Source organism: Winogradskyella sp. A3E31 (assembly GCF_046720935.1).
GTDB lineage: Bacteria > Bacteroidota > Bacteroidia > Flavobacteriales > Flavobacteriaceae > Winogradskyella.
On the sequence record NZ_JBHNWH010000001.1, the window covers coordinates 221,974 to 244,768 of the forward strand.

24 protein-coding genes are annotated in these 22,795 nt (G+C 35.2%); 5 read left to right on the forward strand and 19 right to left on the reverse strand.

Annotation, left to right across the window (positions count from 1 at the left end; genetic code table 11):
- Positions 1-54 precede the first annotated feature (54 nt).
- The 12 genes from atpG to ACFEMA_RS01035 form a co-directional block, all read right to left on the reverse strand.
- The gene (gene atpG / locus ACFEMA_RS00980; protein WP_411766092.1) at positions 55-915 is read right to left on the reverse strand and encodes an ATP synthase F1 subunit gamma; all 861 of its coding nucleotides are present in this window, start codon (positions 913-915) and stop codon (positions 55-57) included.
- A gap of 56 nt (positions 916-971) precedes the next feature.
- Positions 972-2,552: a F0F1 ATP synthase subunit alpha gene (gene atpA, locus ACFEMA_RS00985; RefSeq protein ID WP_411766093.1), complete on the reverse strand. Its 1,581-nt coding sequence runs from the start codon at positions 2,550-2,552 to the stop codon at positions 972-974.
- A gap of 103 nt (positions 2,553-2,655) precedes the next feature.
- Positions 2,656-3,192 carry an ATP synthase F1 subunit delta gene (gene atpH, locus ACFEMA_RS00990; protein ID WP_411766094.1) on the reverse strand — a complete coding sequence of 179 codons (537 nt, stop codon included), beginning with the start codon at positions 3,190-3,192 and terminating at the stop codon, positions 2,656-2,658.
- A 6-nt stretch (positions 3,193-3,198) separates the two neighbouring features.
- Positions 3,199-3,693, reverse strand: coding sequence for a F0F1 ATP synthase subunit B (locus tag ACFEMA_RS00995; RefSeq protein ID WP_411766095.1), 495 nt, complete (start codon positions 3,691-3,693; stop codon positions 3,199-3,201).
- Positions 3,694-3,767: 74 nt separating this feature from the next.
- Entirely contained in the window at positions 3,768-3,977 is a 210-nt protein-coding gene (gene atpE / locus ACFEMA_RS01000) for an ATP synthase F0 subunit C (RefSeq protein WP_034042296.1), read from the reverse strand.
- 19 nt (positions 3,978-3,996) lie between these two features.
- Entirely contained in the window at positions 3,997-5,085 is a 1,089-nt protein-coding gene (gene atpB / locus ACFEMA_RS01005) for a F0F1 ATP synthase subunit A (protein WP_411766096.1), read from the reverse strand.
- A gap of 145 nt (positions 5,086-5,230) precedes the next feature.
- On the reverse strand, positions 5,231-5,626 hold the full coding sequence (locus ACFEMA_RS01010; protein ID WP_411766097.1) for a hypothetical protein: 396 nt from the start codon (positions 5,624-5,626) through the stop codon (positions 5,231-5,233).
- A gap of 2 nt (positions 5,627-5,628) precedes the next feature.
- Entirely contained in the window at positions 5,629-5,862 is a 234-nt protein-coding gene (locus ACFEMA_RS01015; protein ID WP_411766098.1) for an AtpZ/AtpI family protein, read from the reverse strand.
- The gene (locus ACFEMA_RS01020) at positions 5,828-6,289 is read right to left on the reverse strand and encodes a bactofilin family protein (protein ID WP_411766099.1); all 462 of its coding nucleotides are present in this window, start codon (positions 6,287-6,289) and stop codon (positions 5,828-5,830) included. The genes ACFEMA_RS01015 and ACFEMA_RS01020 overlap by 35 nt, the downstream gene beginning before the upstream one ends.
- Before the next feature lie 14 nt (positions 6,290-6,303).
- A complete protein-coding gene (locus ACFEMA_RS01025) occupies positions 6,304-8,886 on the reverse strand; it encodes a tetratricopeptide repeat protein (RefSeq protein WP_411766100.1) in 2,583 nt (860 codons plus the stop codon).
- A gap of 154 nt (positions 8,887-9,040) precedes the next feature.
- Positions 9,041-9,769 carry an ABC transporter ATP-binding protein gene (locus tag ACFEMA_RS01030; RefSeq protein ID WP_411766101.1) on the reverse strand — a complete coding sequence of 243 codons (729 nt, stop codon included), beginning with the start codon at positions 9,767-9,769 and terminating at the stop codon, positions 9,041-9,043.
- Between the two features lie 11 nt (positions 9,770-9,780).
- Positions 9,781-11,259, reverse strand: a complete 1,479-nt coding sequence (locus ACFEMA_RS01035; RefSeq protein ID WP_411766102.1) for a DUF5687 family protein — start codon at positions 11,257-11,259, stop codon at positions 9,781-9,783.
- Positions 11,260-11,365: 106 nt separating this feature from the next.
- Between ACFEMA_RS01035 and ACFEMA_RS01040 the strand changes: the two genes are divergently transcribed.
- Positions 11,366-12,424 carry a 2Fe-2S iron-sulfur cluster-binding protein gene (locus ACFEMA_RS01040; protein WP_411766103.1) on the forward strand — a complete coding sequence of 353 codons (1,059 nt, stop codon included), beginning with the start codon at positions 11,366-11,368 and terminating at the stop codon, positions 12,422-12,424.
- A gap of 16 nt (positions 12,425-12,440) precedes the next feature.
- Here the strand turns inward: ACFEMA_RS01040 and ACFEMA_RS01045 are convergent, their stop codons facing one another.
- From ACFEMA_RS01045 to ACFEMA_RS01055, 3 genes are read right to left on the reverse strand one after another with little or no spacing between them, the layout of a single operon-like run.
- Positions 12,441-13,481 carry a glycosyltransferase family 9 protein gene (locus tag ACFEMA_RS01045; RefSeq protein WP_411766104.1) on the reverse strand — a complete coding sequence of 347 codons (1,041 nt, stop codon included), beginning with the start codon at positions 13,479-13,481 and terminating at the stop codon, positions 12,441-12,443.
- A gap of 13 nt (positions 13,482-13,494) precedes the next feature.
- Positions 13,495-13,920, reverse strand: a complete 426-nt coding sequence (locus ACFEMA_RS01050) for a hypothetical protein (RefSeq protein WP_411766105.1) — start codon at positions 13,918-13,920, stop codon at positions 13,495-13,497.
- Between the two features lie 32 nt (positions 13,921-13,952).
- Positions 13,953-14,561, reverse strand: coding sequence for a DUF4254 domain-containing protein (locus ACFEMA_RS01055; protein ID WP_411766106.1), 609 nt, complete (start codon positions 14,559-14,561; stop codon positions 13,953-13,955).
- Between the two features lie 172 nt (positions 14,562-14,733).
- On the opposite strand from ACFEMA_RS01055, the gene upp reads away from it, so the two are divergent.
- Positions 14,734-15,393 carry a uracil phosphoribosyltransferase gene (gene upp, locus ACFEMA_RS01060; RefSeq protein ID WP_411766107.1) on the forward strand — a complete coding sequence of 220 codons (660 nt, stop codon included), beginning with the start codon at positions 14,734-14,736 and terminating at the stop codon, positions 15,391-15,393.
- Here upp and ACFEMA_RS01065 read toward each other — a convergent pair.
- The gene (locus tag ACFEMA_RS01065) at positions 15,382-16,299 is read right to left on the reverse strand and encodes a DUF6427 family protein (RefSeq protein WP_411766108.1); all 918 of its coding nucleotides are present in this window, start codon (positions 16,297-16,299) and stop codon (positions 15,382-15,384) included. The genes upp and ACFEMA_RS01065 overlap by 12 nt on opposite strands.
- 40 nt (positions 16,300-16,339) lie before the next feature.
- On the opposite strand from ACFEMA_RS01065, the gene ACFEMA_RS01070 reads away from it, so the two are divergent.
- Positions 16,340-16,567, forward strand: a complete 228-nt coding sequence (locus tag ACFEMA_RS01070; protein WP_411766109.1) for a DUF6341 family protein — start codon at positions 16,340-16,342, stop codon at positions 16,565-16,567.
- On the opposite strand, the gene purD is transcribed toward ACFEMA_RS01070, so the two are convergent.
- On the reverse strand, positions 16,562-17,833 hold the full coding sequence (gene purD / locus ACFEMA_RS01075) for a phosphoribosylamine--glycine ligase (RefSeq protein ID WP_411766110.1): 1,272 nt from the start codon (positions 17,831-17,833) through the stop codon (positions 16,562-16,564). The two genes, ACFEMA_RS01070 and purD, sit on opposite strands and share 6 nt — an antisense overlap.
- A gap of 79 nt (positions 17,834-17,912) precedes the next feature.
- On the opposite strand from purD, the gene ACFEMA_RS01080 reads away from it, so the two are divergent.
- Entirely contained in the window at positions 17,913-19,226 is a 1,314-nt protein-coding gene (locus tag ACFEMA_RS01080; protein WP_411766111.1) for a phenylacetate--CoA ligase family protein, read from the forward strand.
- Between the two features lie 3 nt (positions 19,227-19,229).
- The gene (locus tag ACFEMA_RS01085) at positions 19,230-20,393 is read left to right on the forward strand and encodes a glycosyltransferase family 4 protein (RefSeq protein WP_411766112.1); all 1,164 of its coding nucleotides are present in this window, start codon (positions 19,230-19,232) and stop codon (positions 20,391-20,393) included.
- Here the strand turns inward: ACFEMA_RS01085 and ACFEMA_RS01090 are convergent.
- Positions 20,390-21,802 carry an exopolysaccharide biosynthesis polyprenyl glycosylphosphotransferase gene (locus tag ACFEMA_RS01090; protein WP_411766113.1) on the reverse strand — a complete coding sequence of 471 codons (1,413 nt, stop codon included), beginning with the start codon at positions 21,800-21,802 and terminating at the stop codon, positions 20,390-20,392. The genes ACFEMA_RS01085 and ACFEMA_RS01090 overlap by 4 nt on opposite strands.
- Positions 21,803-21,808: 6 nt before the next feature.
- Positions 21,809-22,792, reverse strand: a complete 984-nt coding sequence (locus tag ACFEMA_RS01095; protein WP_411766114.1) for a UDP-glucuronic acid decarboxylase family protein — start codon at positions 22,790-22,792, stop codon at positions 21,809-21,811.
- Positions 22,793-22,795: the final 3 nt, after the last annotated feature.

Genomic DNA, 22,795 nt, shown 5'->3' on the forward strand with positions numbered 1-22,795 from the left:
ATAGTCTTATGTGTTGATGAGATTCTTAGCTTACGCTCAGAATGACATTAGAAATTAATTATTCAATGCCTCAGCACCACCAACAATTTCAAGGATTTCGTTGGTAATTGCTGCTTGCCTTGCTTTGTTATATGTTAACTTAAGCTGGTCTCTAAGCTCAGTTGCATTGTCAGTTGCTTTGTGCATTGCCGTCATACGTGCTCCATGCTCAGATGCAAAAGAATCTCTAATTCCTTTATACAATTGTGTCTTTAATGATTTAGGAATCAGAGCTTCAACAATCTCTTCTTTTGATGGCTCAAAAATGTAGTCTGTGTTTGACACAGCATCACCTTCAATTGGTTTGATTGGCAAGAACTGCTCTGTCATTACAATTTGAGTTGCTGCATTTTTGAAATGGTTGTAAACGATTTCAATCTTGTCAAATTCGCCAGACACAAATTTATCCATTAGCATTTCTGCTATTTCGGCAACATTATCAAACGTTAAATCATCGTATAAATCGCTTTTATTGGCAATAACTCTATTTGTCTTTTTAAAAGCATCATTCGCTTTTTTACCTATCGCTAAGTAAGACACTTCTTGGTTTGCATAAGTTTCATTGGTCAACTTTGAAACTTGCTTAATAATATTAGAGTTAAAAGCCCCTGCCAAACCCCTATTAGAAGTAATGGCTACAATTAAAACCTTATTAACTTCACGTTGGTCAGAATATTTACTGCCGCTATCTGCATCTAATGTTGCACTTAAACTCTGTAAAAGTTCAGTTAACTTATTAGAGTATGGTCGCATAGCAGTTATAGCATCTTGAGCTTTCTTCAATTTTGCAGCCGATACCATTTTCATGGCACTGGTAATCTGCATCGTTGAAGACACCGATGATATTCTGTTACGTATTTCTTTTAAGTTTGCCATAGTCTCTTTTTTGTCATTGTTTGAGATCCTGAAACAAGTTCAGGATGACAAAGATGTTATGCTCTATACTTACTTGTAAGATCTTTAGCTACAGCCGTTAAAGTGTCAATAACCTCGTCTGTTAATTTTCCAGCTTTTAGTGTATCTAAAGTGTCTCTATGTTTCGCATTTAAGAATTCGATATAATCTCTTTCAAACTCTTTTACTTTCTCAACAGGAACATCTCTCAACAAGTTCTTAGACCCAGCATAAATAATTGCTACCTGATCTTCGACAGTAAATGGATCGTTCTGAGCTTGCTTTAAGATTTCAACATTACGCTTTCCTTTTTCAATCACGTTTAATGTTGAAGCATCTAGATCTGAACCGAACTTAGCAAAGGCTTCCAATTCACGGAACTGCGCTTGGTCTAACTTCAATGTACCAGATACTTTCTTCATCGATTTAATCTGAGCATTACCACCAACACGCGATACAGAGATACCTACGTTAATCGCCGGACGAACACCAGAGTTAAATAAGTCACCATCTAAGAATATCTGACCATCTGTAATCGAAATTACGTTAGTTGGGATATATGCTGATACGTCACCTGCCTGTGTTTCAATGATTGGTAATGCCGTTAAAGATCCTCCCCCTTTTACCATTGGCTTAAGTACTTCTGGTAAATCATTCATCTCTTTTGCAATCGCATCATCATTGATGATTTTTGCAGAACGCTCCAATAACCTTGAGTGTAAGTAGAAAACGTCACCTGGATACGCCTCACGTCCTGGAGGACGACGTAATAATAACGACACCTCACGGTAAGCTACCGCTTGCTTAGATAAATCATCATAGATGATTAATGCTGGACGACCAGTATCTCTAAAATATTCCCCGATAGAAGCTCCTGTCATTGGTGCATAAACTTGCATCGCTGCAGGATCTGATGCGTTAGCCGCTACAATCGTAGTATAAGCTAAAGCTCCTCTTTCTTCTAATGTTTTTGCAATGTTTGCAACAGTTGAAGCCTTTTGACCAACTGCTACATATATACAATATACAGGCTCACCTGCATCGTAAAATTCTTTTTGGTTTAAGATGGTATCAATACAAACCGTAGTCTTACCTGTTTGACGGTCACCAATAACCAACTCACGCTGACCTCTACCAACCGGAATCATAGCATCAATAGCCTTAATACCTGTTTGTAATGGTTCCGTAACTGGCTCTCTGTAGATAACACCAGGTGCTTTACGCTCTACTGGCATTTCATAAGTTTCACCTGCAATTGGACCCTTACCATCGATTGGGTTACCTAACGTATCTACAACACGACCAACGATACCTTCACCAACTTTTACAGAGGCAATACGCTCAGTACGTTTTACCGTTGAACCTTCTTTTACTCCTACGGAAGTTCCTAAAAGTACAATACCAACGTTATCTTCTTCGAGGTTAAGTACAATACCTTCTGCACCTCCATCGAATTCTACTAATTCGCCATATTGCGCGTTAGCCAATCCGTAAGCACGTACAATACCATCACCTACAGTTAATACTGTTCCTACTTCGTCTAATGAAGCACTTGCTTCAAAACCTGAAAGTTGTCGTTTTAAGATTGCTGATATCTCAGCTGGTTTTACTTCTGCCATAACATTGCCCGTGTAAACGGGTATCTTTTGGTTAATAATTATTTTATTCTATCCTCTCAAAAGACCCTTCGACTGTGCTCAGGGTGACATTTGAAATGACTTTTTAATTTAATGTAAATTCTCTTTTTAATTTATCGAGTTTATTAGCGATACTAGCATTATACTGTGTATCACCAACTCTTAATATGAAACCACCTAAAATGCTTTCATCTATAATATTTTCAATTTCAGCCTCTTTGCCTGTTAACTCCTTAACCTTATCTAAAACTTTAGCTTTTAAATCATCTGTTAAAGGCACTGCTGTAGTAACCTTAGCAACTTGAGATCCCCTTTGTTGATCGTATAATTGAACATAACTAGCAGCCACATCATTTAAAAGCGCTAATCGTTTGTTTTCAATCAACGTGTCAATTAAATTATTTGTCAACTTGTTAGCGTCAGTGAAAACTTTTGTAAGCACAGCTTTTTTTTCCGAAGACCTTACTACAGGGCTCAGAATCATTTGATGAAGTTCAGTACTTTGAGCAATAGTATCCGTAATGGTTTTCATATCATCATTAACTGAATCTGCTACTTTTTGATCTGTTGCTAGACTTAAAACGGCCTTTGCATATCGTATTGCTGCTCTTGATCCTGACATTTGCTTTTAGTTTAAAGTTGCTTCACCTAACATTTCTTCAACTAAATCTAGTTGCTTGTCCTTGTTAGATAATTCTTTTCGCACTACTTTTTCTGCTATCTCTACAGACAATCCCGCAACATGACTTTTTAACTCAGCCATTGCAGCTTTCTTTTCATTTTCAATTGCTGCTTGTGCTTTTTCAATAATCTTACTTGCCTTTTCTTGAGCTTCAGTTTCAGCTTTAGCTATAGTTTGTTCTCTTATTTCGCGTGCGTCTTTTAACATCGCTTCACGCTCTGCTCTTGCCTCTTGTAAAATACGCTCATTATCCGCCTGTAGATTCTCCATCTCCTGACGTGCTTTTTCAGCAGAAGCCAATGCATCTTTTATGCCTTCTTCTCTATCGCTTACAGCACCTAAAATTGGTTTCCAAGCGAACTTTCTTAGAATAAAAAGCAAAACTAAAAATGTGATTAACGTCCAAAAGACTAATCCAAACTCTGGTGTAATTAAATCCATTCTTTTTCGGTTTTAAATAACTTAAATTTTATAAATACAGAAGCAACCAACCGTTACTTCTGTATTTAAATGTTTTACCCTTGTAAGAAAGCAACAACAACACCAAAAAGTGCTACCGCTTCTACGAAGGCTGCTAAAATTAATGCAGATGATTGAATCTTTCCGTGCATCTCTGGCTGACGAGCCATTGCTTCCATAGCAGACCCACCGATTTTACCAATACCAACACCAGCTCCAATAGCTGCTAAACCAGCTCCAATAGCTGCAATTCCAGTAATAGTCATAGTTTAAAATTTAAATTAATTAATGATGTTCCTCTTCTGTTGCCATCCCAAAATAAAGAGCTGACAATATTGTAAATATATATGCTTGTATTGCCGTAACAATAACTTCAATAACCGTAATAAATAATGAAAATGCTACAGATACTGGTGCAATTGCTACAGTTTTAAATACAAATATTAATGACATTAATGCTAAAATGATAACGTGACCCGCAGTGATGTTTGCAAATAAACGTATCATAAGAGATATAGGCTTTACAAACATCCCTATGATTTCAATTGGCATTAAGAATATTTTCATTGGCACAGGGACTCCAGGCATCCAAAAGATGTGTTTCCAGTAGTTTTTGTTACCACTAAATGTTGTGATGATAAATGTGATGGCTGCCAAGGTAAAGGTAAAAGCAATGTTTCCACTTAAGTTGGCACCATTTAGGATTGGAATCAATCCGAATATATTGTTAATCCAAATAAAGAAAAATATGGTTAACAAATAAGGCATGTATCTTTTGTACTTATGTTCTCCAATCATTGGCTTTGCAATTTCATCTCGCACAAAAACAATCAAAGGCTCTACAAAACTTGCCACACCAGAAGGCACGTTATTTTCTGATTTCTTATAACGCCTAGCAGCTCCTATAAAAATTAAAAACAACACAGCAATAGACACCCACATCATAAAAACGTTTCGTGTAATAGACAAATCTAATTTAGGTCTGTGTGCATTTGTAGGGTGGTGCTCCGCATCATAGGCAACTGAGGTTGCACCTTCATCTAAAACGTAAACTTTTTCGTGAACATTAACGAAACGTTGACCGTTTTTCTCAACAATAACTTCTCCGTTATAATCATGATGAAACTCAGAAGACATAAAGGTCGTTAAACCTTGGTCAGTCCATAATATCAAAGGAAGGGGGATTGAAATAGGATGCCCATTAATATCAATAATGTGCATGCCATAAGCATCTTTTACGTGATGAAGGATCATCTCTTTAGGATCGAACTCTTCGCCTTCTTTTTCTTCTTTAGAATCACTAGCGAAACTAAAATGACCAACTGCTAAAAATAATACAGTAAATATAACGCTCTTAAAGGTGTTTAATCTCATCTGTTACAGCTTAAAAATACCTTGCTTTAAATTCGCTGCAAATGTACGGACATTAAATGAATTGGCAAACAATAATTACTCCATAATTTTTAGTTAAAATTTTAAGAGAAATACTACCGCATTTAGCAGACCAAAAAAGTGTCATTTATGCCTTGTTTAAAAACTTTGTCAGCGCATATACCTCAAAAAAGAGATACATAAAATAAGGGATGAAAAAATTGAAAACATCGGGTTGTTTGTTTTCAAAATCTGAAAGCAATAAGGGCAGTAAAAACAGAACCGCTAATATCATTTTCAAAAAAGTCAATATCATAAATAGATTGAAAATGTCTTTTTTACCCTTTGAGAACTTATAGTTTATAACTGAATAGAATGCACCTGTAATTACAATATGAAATAGGTATATGTGCCATACTGGGAAGAAAAATTCTGTCTCAGTTGCAAAATAATATAGCAAATAGGCATGTATACCAAACAATACTACAGTTACTAGTACAAGCTGAATTAAAAAAGTGATTTGACGCTTTTTAAACCCTTCCATAATCATTCATTTTCTTTAGAGTCTGCAATTATACGCCTAATTACATAAATGATAGAAAGGATTACAGAAGATAATGAAAACCCAAGGGTAAAATAATTATGAGTATTAGGGTTTTGCTCATCTAATTTTACTCCTATAAAAGTCCCAACTGCAATTATCGCTGCCATTTGGAATATGAGTCCCGAAAATTTAGCATAAGAATTAAGCCGTTCTTTCGGTTCCTTTTTCTGTGGCATTAGAAGATGAAGGGTTTGGTTGTGGTTGTGATCTCTCTTTGTCGTTAGAAAGTGCTTTTACCGCTCCTTTCATACTACAGGTAGCGTTAAACGTGGCGCCAGGTTCAACGGCTAATTTGTTAATCTGAACTTCACCTTCAATATGAGCGGTAGATTTTAAGGACAGTGTTCCAGACAATAAAAGTTTACCAGAAAATTTTCCTTCAAAATCAACATTTTGTCCTTGTAGTGTTCCTTTTATTATTCCTGTTTTACCTACAACAACTTTTCCGTTGGTTTTTACATTACCTTCTACGGTGCCATCTATTCTAAAGGCTCCGTCACTAATAACATCACCGACAATTCTTGTGCCCTTAGCTATAATATTCTGTTGTGTATTTGCTTCCATACCTGATGATTTTTGTTTTTTGTTATCTGAAGAAAACATAATAATCTATTGATTTACTGCGGTTTAAGGTACTCATTTAAGTTTTTATGACGTTGAATAATAGCATAGTTTGGTGATGAAACAGTAAAGTAGGGCTTCGTAATTCCATCTGAATTTCTATCCTTGTATTCATCTAACATGGGTCCAAAACCTTTTGCAGTAGTTAAAAATTGTATACCATGTACGACCACAAAGGTAGAATTGGACGTGTACACATCTTTTGATACTGTTAATTTATCAAATTGCGTCTTGGCTATTTCCGTTTCTAAACTTACAATAAATGCATCAATCTCTTCATCAGTTGCATCCTCAAACTGATAAATAATCTTAAAGTCATTGGCATCATCTTCTGGCAAGAATTCTTTTTGTTCCAATAGCGGAATGGCATTGTCTAAAATCTCAGCAGCGCGTTTGCCTTCTTTGGAATTTGGATAGGTTAAGGCAATGTAATTTACGCTTTCTTTATAAGCTTCAAAACCTCTTAGCCTCCCAATGGCTGACGCTTTTAAAATTTCGAATTTAGGCACATAAGCATCTCCTTGAAATGCTTTTATTTGCTCTTCAGCCGAAGCAATAACTGTTTCGTATTCCTGATTTTCAAATCTTTGATATAAGGCTTCATAAATACTCTCAGGGCTATTTTCATCTTGGCTTAATTGCGATTCTGGATTTCTTAAAATTTCAGCATATCTCGAATCTGGATATTGAGCAATAATTTCATTTTTTGAAATTTCAGCCTCCCCTGTCTGACCAAGTGCTTCGTATATCTTATGAAGATTATATTTTGAAGGCAATACCAAACGATCTTCTGGATTAAAGGTCAACAATTTTTGAAGACGATCTTTTGCCAGTTCATATTCCTTAAATTTTTCCTTATATATAAGTCCCAATTGGTAATAGGCATAATTACGTTCTCCTTTAATACTGTCAATTTCTCGCTCTCCTGTTGGGATTAAATTAATGTAAAATTCAGGGTCGTAACGTTCTTCATCAGTAGCTGCGGCGGCAATATCCTCAACTCCAGCCTCCGTGTTTCCTGTGGAAGCCCTGGTAGATAGTCGCCAATTATCTTGAAGTTTTCTATCCCCCCATTGTCTTAGGAACTCATTTTTTCCATAAGCTACAGTGGTTTGATTGTAAAAATAAAAATCACCTGAACTAGCGGCATTATCAACTCCAGGAAGCCCTGCTCCACGACGACTCGCAAACCCGGGTAAGTCATTTAAAGGTTTAGCTCCATTTCTGGCAGCTGCTATTGATTCCTCTTTTGCTTCGAGTTCAGCTTGTGCTTCATCTTTTGCTTTTAAATCTTCAATCATTTCAGCGAAAACCTCTAAGCGCTTTTCTTTTGGCAACCCGACAAGATATAGAATACTGTCGTTAGTTTTTGCAACAGCTTCGTAATAGATAACATCCTCTAAGTTTTCGCGTTTTTTCTTTGTAACACGGTATGGCTTAGACTTTTCAACCATATTGGTCAAGGTGCTATCGTAATATGCGCCAGCTGTTTTATACGCTTTTCTATCAAAGTACATGTCTCCTAAAGTGACGTAGTTTCTGGCATTTAATATTTCATCTCCTTGTGTTGCACGAAGTGATTTGTTATAGTATGCTTCTGAAATACTGTCACTGCCTTGAGAGCGACGATATTCTGCAATTCGATAATAGATTTTGTCCAAAAATGGTCGGTTCTCCCTATTCTCTTCTAGCTCTGCTAAGTACTCTTCAAATAAAAGCTTATTTCCTTTTTCTGCATCAAAATTTGCCGCTTTGGCTAAATGGGCGTTGATGTAAAAGGCCCTCGGTATTTTTCGATGCATTTCTATAATTTCATCAAAAGCTAAATTAGCACTGTCCTTTTGGCCAAACTCATTGTAAAGTTGTCCCCTAATAAAATTATAGCGCGCTTTTTGTCTATTGATTTTAGTGGCATTGGCAGCAGTGGTGAGGTACACCATGGCACTATCTTTTTTCTCTAAATTGATAAAAGCTTCTGCCAAAGTCGCTGAAATATCAGCGAGATCTTGACCCTCTACTTCTTCTTGGTCGAGATGACGTTTAAGGTTTTTAATTGCCAGTTCGTTACTCCCCAGGCGCATATTGGTTTTTTCTCTCCATACCTTCACCTGATTGATCTTATCACTGGTTGGGTAACGGTTAAGAATATTATTAAACGCAGCTAAAGCAGGAACAAAACGTTGATCATAATACCGTGATTTACCAAGCATAAGGTAGGCTTCATCTATTTGTGGGTTTTTTTCTCGCCCACCAATATTCATGCTATGCTTTTGTATGGCCTTAATGGCCTTTTCTTCAGCACGCTCAAAATCAGAATTTTCAGATTCACCTGGCAGTCTAACCTCATCCCTGATTTCCATACGCTCAACAGGTAACAATTCCCAGAAATTTTCTGTAAAGGCATCGTTAACGGTTTCAATCCCGTCTTGTAAAGCTAAGTCACCATTATAAAGAATATTGTATTCAGTGCCAACAGCATGCCAACTACGACTAAGAAAAGTGTCTTTTTTACGAGAACAACTCTGGGCAACAATCGCCACCAAGACAAATGAGAGTATAGCTTTTGTACTAATTTTCAAGCTTAGGTTATTTAGTGTATAGACAACGAAAACTGACTCTATTTGTTGCCTTAAAAGGTAAAAATAAGCATCTTTTTGAATTTCGGGTGCTATTCAATAAAAAAAGCCCGAATACATAAATGTTCAGGCTTTAGGTTATTTGAAAATTGGATTCCTATTCTTCCTCTTCGGAAACAGAAGCCATTGCACCACCTGCAAAATGTGCCTCGAGTTCTTTTAGTGTTGTAGGGTTGGTTTCTAAGTCCTTAACAACTTCGCCTTTTTCTAACACTACAATACGTTCGCAAACATCCGTAACATGCATTAAATCGTGACTAGATACTAAGACTGTAATGCCACGTTTTTGTGCCAAATCCTTTAAAATTTGCTTTAACCTAATCTGCGTCGTTGGGTCAAGGTTTGCAAAAGGCTCATCTAAAATGATCACTTCGGGGTTGCCAATTAAAGCTGCTACAATACCTGCTTTTTTCTGGTTACCTTTACTTAAATCCCTTAGGTATTTTTTACTCCCGATGATTTCTCCGTTGAAAAAATCTTCAAATTGTGATGTTAAAGCGTCAATATCTGCCTTATTCTGGCCTCTTAAATCACCGATAAAGTAAAAATACTCTTCGGGGGTTAAGTAACCAATTAAAAAGCTTTCGTCAATAAAAGAAGACGTAAAGGGTTTCCAGTCTTCGCTGTTATCTACAACCACTTCGTGATTTGTTATTTTTCCTGTTGTTGGCTTAATCAAATCCAAAAGCAAGCTAAAATATGTGGTTTTCCCTGCCCCATTATTGCCTACCAAACCAAAACTTTGGCCTTTGGGAATATCTAAAGATGGGATATTTAAAACAGTGTTTCCGCTGTAGGATTTTGAAATATTTTCTGTGTGTATCATGTTTAAGTTTCTTATGAATCTTGACTAAAAGCGTCAATCATTTTGTATTTTGAATCTAAATATCTTTGAGTAATTATTTTCATTAGTTTTTTATGTAGTACAATGCCTACGACCCCAAAAATTATAAGTAGCGCTACAGCAGCCTCAAATCCTATCAACCAATTTATAAGCGCAAATAAACCCATTGGCAACGCCATTAAAGGGATTCCAATTAACCATTGTACCGCTCCTGTCCCTTGATAATTAAAGGCTGCTTTTTTGTCTAAGTCAATCTTCTTTCTATTAAAAGAACCACCATAAAGAATTACATGACTATTGACACCAATGTTATATATAGCAGCTGCAAAATGAACTATTAGAATTTTCCATCCAAAGTAAACATAAGGTATACCTAATACAAATAGAATAACGACGCTCATAACCATTAAAATAAACTTTGAGCGCAGGTATTGTTGGTACTTAATATTCTGGCTCATTAGCATTTTATAGTAGCTACTATCCCAAGCTGGGATAAATTGACCAAAATTGATGAGGAAAAATCCGGTAGAGAAAATCCCGATAAAAGCAAACATAAACTCCATATCTCTATATATGGGCTGTGGATAAAAAAACAAGCCATAAAGTAAGCCCACTACCAATAACATTGCCATAGATTTAGTGCGCTTATTCCTCCATATTAATTTTAAGTCTAATTGCATAAAAGGAGCGATGTCTCCAAAGCGTTTAGTCCAAGACATATCTGCGACCTTAACTTCTGCAACCTTAGATTTTAATGAACTGTCTAAAAATAATTTCTGCTTTAATATTTTATAGTTATATCCATAAAAAAGTAGCAATAATACTATCGGAACCAATAGTAAAATAGGAGTGTTAGCTATACTTATTAATCCATCGCCAACAATTGACTTCATTGGTAAAATATCAAAATAGTCTAGCCCAAACAACGTGCCAACTACTACTATTAGCGGTAAAAACGAAAGTTCAGTTTCCGCTGAAAACGCTTCGATAATAAAATTCAGAAAATTAATGATGAGCACAATGATTATTAAGGCAAACATCCAGGGCAAAATCATTGAAGCGCTATAACCATCCTTAATAAGCATAATGCTAAATGGGATTATAGCAAAAAGAGGCAAAAAGTTGAAAAATGAAACTGCCGATTTTCCCAAAACATAATGTACAACCGTCGATCTTTTAATTGGTAATGTCAATAAGGGTTTTACACTCATCACAGGTAATTTCTGCAAAAAGAAACGCATCATTAAATCACCAATAATCCAAAAGAAAAGAAACCCATTCGCTATAACAAAGGGGTCTTCATTGGGAAAAGCTTTTTTCAAAATAAAAAGAAGACCAAAACCCAAGCCTAAAAACATAACTACAAAATACAATGCAAAGAATATCAATAATATATTAATGGCTATACTCTTTTGCCAATACGAAGAGCGGAAATATTGTTTCCATTCTAAACTCAGAAATCGTTTTATCATAATAGATATAGATGGTTTATGTAGTTAGTAAACTTAATTGTTAATTTGTTACAAACAAAGTCTAAATTAAATAGGTGCTTCCTTATTTTTGCAAAAAATAATTGTAATGTCACAATTCCATAAGCTTAAAATAAAATCAATTTTAAAGGAAACCGAAAAATCCGTCAGTCTAGGTTTTGAAGTTCCCGAACATTTAACAGAGGATTTTAAATTTAAGGCTGGTCAGTATATCACTTTAAAGACTGAGATTGATGGCGAAGAAATTCGTCGAGATTATTCCATTTGTAGTTCTGTGAGCAGTGGCGATTTAACAGTTGCTGTAAAGTCTGTTGAAGGCGGAACTTTTTCCGTTTATGCTAATGAAAAATTAATGGTTGGCGACACACTAGACGTTGCCCCGCCAAATGGTCGTTTTATTTTTGAAGCACATCCTGAAAAGACACGGACTATTGCTGCTTTTGCTGCCGGTAGTGGAATTACGCCAATTTTAAGTATTGCCAAGACCTTATTAGAAGATGAACCTTTTAGTAATTTTATCCTGGTCTATGGTAATAAAAGTTTAGCTGATGCTATGTTTATTCAGCAGCTATTAGAGCTTAAAAAAACCTATGGCAACCGCTTTCATTCACATTTTATTTATAGCCAAACTCGTGAAGAAGATGCGTTATTTGGACGTATAGAAAAAAGTACGGTTAACCTCATCATAAAAAATAAATATAAGGACGTAACTATTTCCAAATTTTACTTGTGCGGGCCAGAGGCTATGATCCATACCGTTAAGGATGTTCTTGTAGAAAATGGTGTGAAAAAGGAAGCGATTTTATTTGAATTGTTTACTGTTCCTGTTGAAGATGGTTCCGATAAACACATTGAAACTGGTGATGGACATTCAACTATCAAAGTGATTGTAGATGATGAAGAGTTTGAATTTAGTATGTCTCAGGAAAATACAATCCTTGAAGCTACTTTAAAAAAGGATATTGATGCTCCTTACTCTTGCCAAGGCGGAATTTGTAGTAGTTGTATTGCACGTATAACGGAAGGTTCGGCCGAAATGCGACAAAATAATATATTAACAGATAGTGAGGTTGCGGAAGGTTTGGTGTTGACCTGTCAAGCACAACCAACAAGCTCAGCTGTTGTTGTGGATTATGATGATGTGTAAAAAAAGATGATAGAAATTAGACCGCTTCGCTGTTAGAAATTAGAATATTTACTTTCTCTATAATACGTTCGACAGGAATACTGCCAGCAGCATTTTCGTAACCTTCAGGAAATTTATTACCGTAAACTGAGGTTGGAATTTTTGGGTATTTTTTTCTATCCGCCAATAAACAACAATCCTCTGACTGATTAAACGGTGCAAAACCAGCGTAAGGATGTGTTACGCCCCAAATTGTAATCACTTTCACTCCAAGCATTGCTGCTAAATGTGCATTGCCAGAATCCATAGAAAGCATGGTGTCTAAATTTGAAATCAGGTCTAATTCTTCATCTAGACTTAATTTACCTGCAACTGAAAAGGTGTTCTGGAAATCGTTTTCAAATTGATTTAATATCTCTATTTCTGATTGTCCTCCCCCGAAAAGAATAATGTTGTTGGTTTTTGAAAGTTTTGATATCACTTCCTTCATTTTAGCTAATGGATACATTTTGCTTTCGTGTGCGGCGAAAGGCGCAATTCCGATTGTTGGTAATTCTGGAGAACTAATAAATAGTTTTAAACGCTCTGATAATTTGGCTTTTATAGGAAAGGTTGGACTTGACAAATCAATAGGAAAACCTAATTTTTCAAAAACATCCGCATACCGTTGATGTGTGGTTTTAAGTTGCTCAAAGATTTTACCTGAGATTAAGGCTTTCTTTTCTCGTCGTCCTTTGTCAATTTGAATACAGCGCTTATCTAATAAGAATAACTTTAACAGTTTACTTCGTAACACATTGTGAAGATCTGCAATGGCATCGACATCTAGCTGGCGTAATTCTTTAGACAATCCATAAAGTCCAAAAAAACCTTTGTGTTTGTCTTTAAGGTCTGCCTCAAAAACTTCAACATTTTCTATATCCCTGAAAAATGGCTTAAAGAAAGGTCTAGTAACAACAGTGATTTTTACTTCGGGATTTTGTTGAGTAAATGCTCTTAAAACAGGTATTGTCATTGCCACATCTCCCATGGCAGAAAAACGAAAGACGAGTATGTGGTTAGGTAAAAATTTAGACATAAAATATCAGCCTTTATTCTAATAATTCAAATTGTTTGTCTTCTGTTTTTTTGAACTTCACTTTACTTTTTTTAATAATGATTCTCTCGATTGAGAAGTCGCCAATTGCTCTCGAAATTTCTGAAATCTTGACAGGTTTTCTTCCCTTTAGAAAAATAAATAGGTTTATATTATCACTATATTCAATTGCGTTTCCTTTTATGTTTTTCAAATCTAAGTTGAGTTCTTTTTCAACTTTCTCAACCACAGAATATGGACCGATGATTAGCAGTTCGTCCCAATCAAAACTATTCAATTGACTTATGTCAATTATTTCTTTTTCAGATATGAACTTTTCTTCAATTTTTTTAGTTAGTGCTTTATCAGAGGATAAATGGTTAAAAAACTCACATGATAAAGGCGTTGCCAATATTAGAACAATAATTATTATCTTCTTCACTTTCTAAAAAATGTTTGACAAATTGAGTAAAGTTACTTCGCTCCTCGTAACACAGGGTTCAATTCATCATCATTATACATTTTCATCTGTTTATAGACTTTCATGTATTTATCGCCATTGGCAATGTCTTTCAACAAGTCGTTAATGGCAAGACTTAAATCTACACGCTGCTCTAAGAGAACATTCAATTTCTTTTGGCAAGCCGCTTTATGGCTTTCACTGGCATTTTCACGTACCGTTTCCAAATGCATGTGGTATATCTTTAATGCTAAAATCGATAGGCGGTCGATTGCCCAAGCTGGACTTTCTGAATTTATCTTAGCATACGGCTTCACCTCAACATCTTTATACTTTTCTAAAAAATAGCTGTCGATATATTCTACCGTATCCGTCCTGTCTTGGTTAGAAGCGTCTATTTTTCGTTTTAATTTTAATGCCGCTACAGGCTCAATATTAGGGTCGCGAATGATATCTTCGTATGCCCATTGCACAGTATCAATCCAACATTTTCTATATAGTAAATGTGCTATGAGATCTTCGTCTTTATCGTACTTATTTTCAAATGGTTGATCGACGGAATTTAGAACCTTATAGTTTTTAATGGCTTCCTGAAAAATGGAATTAGCTTTCTCTGCAAACATTATCCTTAAATTTAGAACTGCAAATATAGGCTGAATTAATAAATTAGTTCTAAACAATTATAGAAGGTACTAAATTTGTATTTTTCTAATTTGGTACAAAAGTGTTCAATTTTCTCGTCCACAGTAGCTCTAGCAAAGGTGGATTAACTTTAACCATTCTAACTCTCGGTGTATGACTGTTCACAACCTTTCTGAAACTCCTTCAATCTTAAATACATTTATTTCCGAAATACGAGATAAAAGCATTCAAAAAGACGCAATGCGTTTTCGACGAAATATAGAACGCATTGGTGAAATTATCGGTTATGAGATGAGCAAGTCCCTGAATTTTGAAGATACAATAACGAAAACACCTTTGGGCGAATCAACATCTAAATTATTAAAAGAAGATATTGTATTGTGTTCCATTCTACGGGCTGGTATTCCCTTGCATAATGGCTTGTTAAACTATTTCGACACTGCTGAAAATGCCTTTATCTCTGCCTATCGGCACCATAAGCACAACCCTGAAAGCTTTGAGATTATTGTCGAGTATTTGGCCTGTCCAAACTTAGAGGGCAAAACTCTAATATTAGCTGATCCCATGTTGGCAACAGGTCAGTCGATGGTGGCTACATTTGAAGCTTTAAAACCTTTTGGAAATCCTAAGTCTGTTCACTTAGTTAGTGTTGTTGGAGCTCAGGAAGGAGTTGATTTTGTTGCAAACACCTTTAAAACTGATACACATCTTTGGATAGCGGCCATTGACGAAAAGTTAAACGACAAAGGGTATATTCTTCCAGGGTTAGGTGATGCCGGCGATTTGGCTTTTGGCCAAAAACTACAGCAATAAGGAGATTATAGGGGCTATAATTAACAATGACACAAAAACTTCCCTGAACCAGCGCTCTGAAATAACCTCGAGATAATTAGCCATAATAATTGAAAATGGTGCTAGTAGAAAAATAAATTCACTTCCGTTTTTAACCGGTGAAATTACAGCCAATAATAAGGCAATGACCGATGACCATACCACCAAAAAAAATGAGGGCCTTACCTTTTTGTTTTTTTCACTTAAAGCTTTAAAGTAAAAGAAGGTCATCCATACATACATGCTTGCAGCTATAGTAAGCGTTATAATTTTAGAAGGTGAATCGTAAGATGTGAAATCTAGGCTTGCATACAGCCTGAATGTTCCCGGTTGTAAAAAAACACCATCAGCTATTATACAATAACTTATATAAATAATCCAAACTGTGGCAAGACCTAAAAACGGTACTAAAAGATTCTTTAAGTCATTTTGCCAATAGTAGATAAGTGCAACAATAATAATTAAAAAAAACAGCAGTGCCCATGTGTCAAAAAACGAAGCCAGTCCTATCCAAAAACCAGCGTCAAACAGTTTCTTTTTTACGCTTATTCTTGAGTGCAGACTAATCAACCTTCGTAATGCAAACAGAACTAATAAGTTTGCTATTAGCAAGTCTAAATACCGTAACGCTTCAGGAAACATAGCGAACAACAAACCAAATGTCATAGTCGCATAGCTGTTCTTTTTTGTTAGCTTGTTTTTAGAAATAATAAAGTCTAACACAAACACTGAGAAAATACTTATACCATATTTTAAAATATCCGTAGAATAGCCCTCTAACACTGAATTAGAAGTGAAGTAATTTGAAAGTATAAACACAAGCGTAATGAAAACAATAACAATTATGCTATTTATCGGTTTAGAATTTTTAAAAACACTTGTTATCATTAACTCTTTTTGTATTTTTGCTGAGTAAATTTATAAAGTTATGAAAGATTTCTTTTACGCTATCGAAGATTTATTTGTTAACATTCTTTTTGCTCCGTTTGATGCTTTAAGGGCTATGGAATTAGATAGTTGGTTTTTAGCCAATGGATTTAATTGGGTTTTGGCAATAGTTGGTACGGTAGCATTTGTATATTGGATGTTAGAGCTTAAAAAATATAACGACAATAACGAAGAAGATAAAAGCGTAACGGCACACTCCTACTTATAGGTCAAAACCGATATCCTTACGATAATACATCTTATCAAAACTTAGTTTTTCTATGGATTGGTAAGATTTTTTTATAGCCTCTTTGTACGTGTTTCCGTAAGATGTAATCGCCATAACTCGCCCACCATTTGTAACCACCGTTTTATTATCGGTTTTTGCACCAGCATGAAAAACAATAGAGTCTTCAACCAGCTCTAATCCAGTAATCACTTTCCCTTTTTCATAGGCTTCTGGATATCCTCCAGAAACTAGCATTACCGTAGTTGCAGCCCTGTCATCGATTTCAATAGAAATGTTATCTAAAGTTCCTTTGGCCATTGCATTAAAAACTTCGACCAAATCAGTTTTTAATCTGGGTAGTACAGCTTCCGTTTCAGGATCTCCCATGCGTACATTGTATTCTATCACTTTAGGGTCGTTCCCAACTTTTATTAAACCAATAAATATGAAACCTACATAAGGCAACTTATCTTTTTTAAGTCCTTCTACCGTAGGTTTTACAATCCTATTTTCAATTTTATCTAAGAAATTTTGTGTTGCAAATGGCACCGGGGATACAGCGCCCATACCACCTGTATTTAAACCTGTGTCACCTTCACCAATGCGCTTGTAATCTTTTGCTGTGGGAAGAACTTTATAATTAGTTCCATCTGTAAGTACAAAACAGCTCAGTTCAATCCCATCCAAAAACTCTTCAATCACCACTTTAGAACTTGCATTGCCGAACTTGGCATCGATCAACATGCTCTTTAATTCAGCTTTAGCTTCCTCTAAATCATTTAAAATTAAAACCCCTTTACCTGCTGCCAGACCATCCGCTTTTAATACATATGGAGGTTTTAAGGTTTCTAAAAATTGATATCCTTCCTCAACATTATCTGGCGTAAAACTTTGATAAGCAGCAGTCGGAATCTGGTGCCGTATCATAAACTCCTTAGCAAATTCTTTACTTCCCTCTAATTCTGCCGCAGCTTTCTGAGGGCCAATGACTGCTACATTTTTTAAGTCAGGATCAGCCAAAAAGAAATCGTGAACGCCTTGTACCAAAGGGTCTTCTGGGCCAACAATCACCATTTCTATATGGTGTTCTAATACAGATTTTTTAATAGCCTCAAAATCCGTAACATTGATATTTATGTTGGTAGCAATTTCTGAAGTCCCCGAGTTTCCTGGGGCAACAAATAGCTTATCACATAATGGACTTTGTTCAATTTTCCATGCAAACGTGTGCTCTCTTCCGCCAGATCCTAGGACTAAAATTTTCATGCGTGTGTAGTTTGGGCAAAAATAATTGCTTTTACCCTTAAAAAATAATTAATTTACGGAAACCTTAGGAATCCAATTTTTGAACTTTTTTGACCTTTCTTTACGCTTTAATGGCTTCAATATTCATAAAGCCAAATCCTACTTGAATGAGATACAGTCGAAATCTGAATCTGATTTTGAAGCTTACGTAGAATCTCAAAAACAATTCATCCTAAATTACCATTTAAAGAACAATTCGTTTTATAAGTCTATTGCAAAAGATTTGGATATGGGTGATTGGTCTTCAGTTCCCGTTCTTACAAAAAGAGATTTACAACAACCATTGAAAGAAAGGCTTTCCAATGGGTTTAATGAGGCAGGTGTTTATGTTAACAAAACCTCTGGCTCATCTGGTGATCCTTTTGTTTTTGTAAAAGACAAGTGGGCGCATGCCTTGACTTGGGCTGTAATACAAGACAGGTTCAGTTGGTACGGCATAGACTTTAACCAATCAAAACAAGCGCGATTTTATGGCATTCCTTTAGACAGATTTGGCTATTACAAAGAACGTCTCAAGGATTGGTTTGCTAGTCGCTATCGATTTTCTGTTTTTGATTTGAGTGATGAAGCTTTTTCAAAATGCCTTGAGAAATTTAAGAACACTTCTTTCGATTACATCAATGGTTACACAAGTCCAATTGTACAATTTGCAAAGTACTTGGAAAGAGAAAACATTAATTTGAAAAGTGTATGCCCTAGCTTAAAAGTGTGTATGACCACTTCAGAAATGTTGTTTGATGTCGATAAGGCTCTATTAGAAAAACAATTTGGGATCCCCGTAGTGAACGAATACGGGGCTTCTGAACTTGATTTGATTGCCTTTCGGAATACAAATGGCGACTTTCAATTAAATTCTGAAACGCTTTATGTCGAAGTTTTAGATGAAAGTGGTGCTATTCTTCCCCATGGTAATGAAGGCCGAATCGTGATCACTTCTCTATATAATACTGCTCATCCATTTATTCGTTATGATATTGGAGATATTGGGGTTATTTCTAAAAAAAGCACTGTTAAAATCCCAATATTAGAAAAGCTAGTCGGAAGAACCAATGATATAGTACATTTGCCAAGTGGAAAAAAGTCAGCTGGGCTGACTTTCTATTACATTACCAAGAGTATTGTTGAAGATGACGGCAATGTCAAAGAGTTTATTATTGAGCAGTTAACCTTAGATACTTTTAAAATTGTTTATACAAGTGCAATTCCATTAGATGAAAATCAGAAAAGTTCTATTCTAAATGCCATTACCCAATATTTAGAACCCGGACTCAACATCATTTATGAAAAAGTTGAGCAATTAGAACGATCTAAAAGCGGGAAATTAAAACAATTTAAATCCAAAATAAATCATTAACCCATGAAAGATTTGATGATTATAACAAGCTATTACCCTCCAGAAATTGGAGCAGCTTCTAATCGTATCTTTCACTTAGCTAATGGTTTAAAAGAAGATTACAGCATCACTGTGGTGACTCCTTTGCCAAACTATCCTACAGGGAAAATTTTTAAAGGCTATAAAGGCACATTTAAAAAAACAGAAATTCATGATGGTTTAAAAGTTCACAGACTTTGGCTATATGCAACAAACTCCAAAAATAAGTTGCAACGTTTAGTTGCTATGCTGTCTTACAGTTTTAGCATACTTGTGTTTTTTACATTCAATAAAATTCCTAAAAAAGTTATTGTACAGTCTCCACCGCTCTTGGTGGCTTTTACGAGTCTATTTTTTTTAAGATCGAAGAAACGACAATTAATTCTTAATGTTAGTGATTTATGGCCTAGTGCAGGTTTAGAACTAGGCGCATTAAAACCGAGTTTTAGTTATAGACTGCTTCAAAAAATTGAACGCTTTAATTATAAAAAAGCAGATTTAATTTTAGGTCAAAGTGAAGAAATCCTCACGCATGTAATTTCGATATTTCCTAAAAAGAAAACTTTTCTCTATCGAAATTTCCCAGATTTTGAACCTCCAAATCTTACTGAATCCAAGCAACTTTCAAATTCAAAAATAAAATTGGTATATGCAGGGTTGTTAGGTATAGCACAAGGGATTTTTAAATTGTGCAAAGAGCTAGATTATGATACTATTGAATTTCATATTTACGGATCAGGTTCTGAGGAAGAAACAATAAGAAATTTTATCACAGAAAACCCAGACCTTCCTATTGTATTTCATGGTCGTTTAGATCGAGATCAACTTCACGCTGAATTGCTTAAATATGACTTGACTATAATTCCACTTCTCAATCGGATTTACGGCTCCGTGCCTTCAAAAATATTCGAATATGCAAGATTGGGTTTGCCAATGCTTTATTTTGGCGGAGGTGAAGGTGAGGAAATTATTAAGCAGCATCATTTAGGTTGGGTCGCTGAAGTTAATAATTACAGAGCCCTAAACAACGTTTTAAACACCATTAACATAAAGGAATTGAGCCAAATCAAAAGAATTCAGGTTCAGAAAACAGCCTTAGAAAATTTCAGCTTTAGCAACCAGCTTCAGGAATTAAAAAAAGAGCTTTAATACGCATTTTCATCCCCTTTGATTAATAATATTATTGTTTGAAAAATAATTTTAACATCCAATAATATAGACCAATTTTCGATATAGTAGAGGTCGTATTTTACTCTATTGACAATATCTTGATCTGTTTTAATTTCTCCGCGATACCCTTTAGTTTGTGCCAATCCGGTGATACCCGGCTTAACATTATGACGGATTAAGAAATTATACTTGTCAATTTTTTTTGAATAATCTTCAGTAAAGGACACCATATGTGGTCGTGGACCAACTACGGACATATCGCCAAAAAGTACATTATAGAATTGTGGTAATTCGTCAATACTTGTTCGTCTTAAAAATGCTCCAATTTTGGTAACACGCTCATCCTTGGGTTGCACATAATCTAACGGTTTATCTGTTCCTTTTTTCAGGGATCTAAATTTGTAACATTCAAATTCCTTGTAATTTATTCCATTTCGTTTATGCTTATAAAATAGCGGTCCTTTAGATTCTAGTTTAATAAGAATATACAAAATAATGCTCAACCATGATAGAATGAACACAATAACAAAAAGGGAGAAGGCAATATCAAAAGAGCGTTTTAAAAGTTGATTAAACGGCGCATTTAATGTTGCTTCTTGAAGTGATAGTACTGGTTGGTAATTGTAAAAATCAGTTTTTAAATGCTTCTCAAAAAGGTTTTTGGACTTTGGGATGAATTTAATGTTGCAGTTGTTGCTATCTGCTTGTTTTACAAATGCATTAACTTGCTGTTCCGTAAGCTCTTCCATTGCACAATATACCTCATCGACACCTTCTTCTTTCTTTAAAAATTCTAATCCTTCTTTAGCGGTTCCATCTATTTTTTCCGAATTTACATCACTAAAAACTCCAAGAAGTGAGTAGCCATAATCTTTTTTTCTAGTAAAAAAATCTTGTAGTTCTTGTGCTTCTTGTCCATTCCCAATAATGAGAACCCGTCTAACGTTCCCATTTAAAAATTTTCGAAAATGCTTTAATCCATAAAAACTAATCAGCTTTATTGCTGAAATTAATAGGAAACTATAAACCACATACTCTAAAACTTTATAAGCACTAATAGTAATACTTCTAAAAAATCCTACAAAGGCAAAGACCAGTATACAAAAGAGAAGAAATTGTTTAATGATTAAAATAGTAACATCAAAGCCTGATGTGTACCTATAGACATTATAAAACTTAATGCTATATGTAGATAATAGCCAAAATAAAGATATATAAATTGCAAAAGTAATGGACTTATACTTGGCGAAAATGGAATACCAATCTTCAATTGGGGCGTCATGAAACTTAAAGCAATAAATCGCCAAAAGGTTTATGACTACAATGTCAAAGACAATAAGTGTTGGTCTTAATAACCATGAGTATCTGCCTCTAACATACTTTTTCATTAGCCGTTATTTATGGAACTTAGAAAAATCTTTATGTTCAGCTTTAAATAAATCCTCTTTAGAAAAAAGTTTGAAATAATTAAATGTTTTTTCTATACCAGATACCCTATCCACTTTTGGTTCCCAATTAAGAACTTGCTTTGCCAGACTTATATCTGGCTGTCTTTGCAATGGATCATCTTTTGGCAATTCTTTAAAAATGAATTCTACATCAGATTTTGACAGTTTAGAGATTTCCTTGGCAAAATCTAAAATACTAATCTCTTTTGGGTTACCTATATTAACAGGTAACGAATAATTACTGAGCAGTAAGCGATAAATCCCCTCTACCTGATCATCGATATAACAAAAAGATCTTGTCTGTTGCCCATCACCAAAAATGGTTAAAGGTTCATTTCTTAAAATCTGACCGATAAAAGCTGGTATAACCCTACCATCATTCAATCGCATTCTGGGGCCATAAGTGTTAAAAATACGAACAATCCTTGTGTCTAACCCATGGAATCTGTGATAGGCCATTGTCATTGACTCTTGAAAACGTTTAGCTTCATCATAAACCCCTCTAGGACCAATTGCGTTTACATTACCATAATAGTCTTCACTTTGCGGATGCACTAAAGGGTCACCGTATACTTCAGATGTTGAAGCAATTAGAATTCTCGCATTTTTAGCTTTCGCCAATCCTAACAAATTATGCGTGCCTAGAGAGCCCACCTTCAGTGTTTGAATTGGAATTTTTAAATAGTCAATTGGGCTAGCTGGAGAGGCAAAGTGTAAAATGTAATCCAAGTTACCATCTATAGAAACAAAGTTGGTAATATTGTGTTCAATTAACTCAAAATTAGACAACTCTAAAAGGTGCCTTATATTACCTCGATCCCCAGTAATAAAATTGTCCATACAAATGACATAAAACCCTTCATTTATGAAGCGATCGCACAAATGTGATCCTAGAAATCCTGCTCCGCCTGTGATAAGAACTTTTTTCATTAG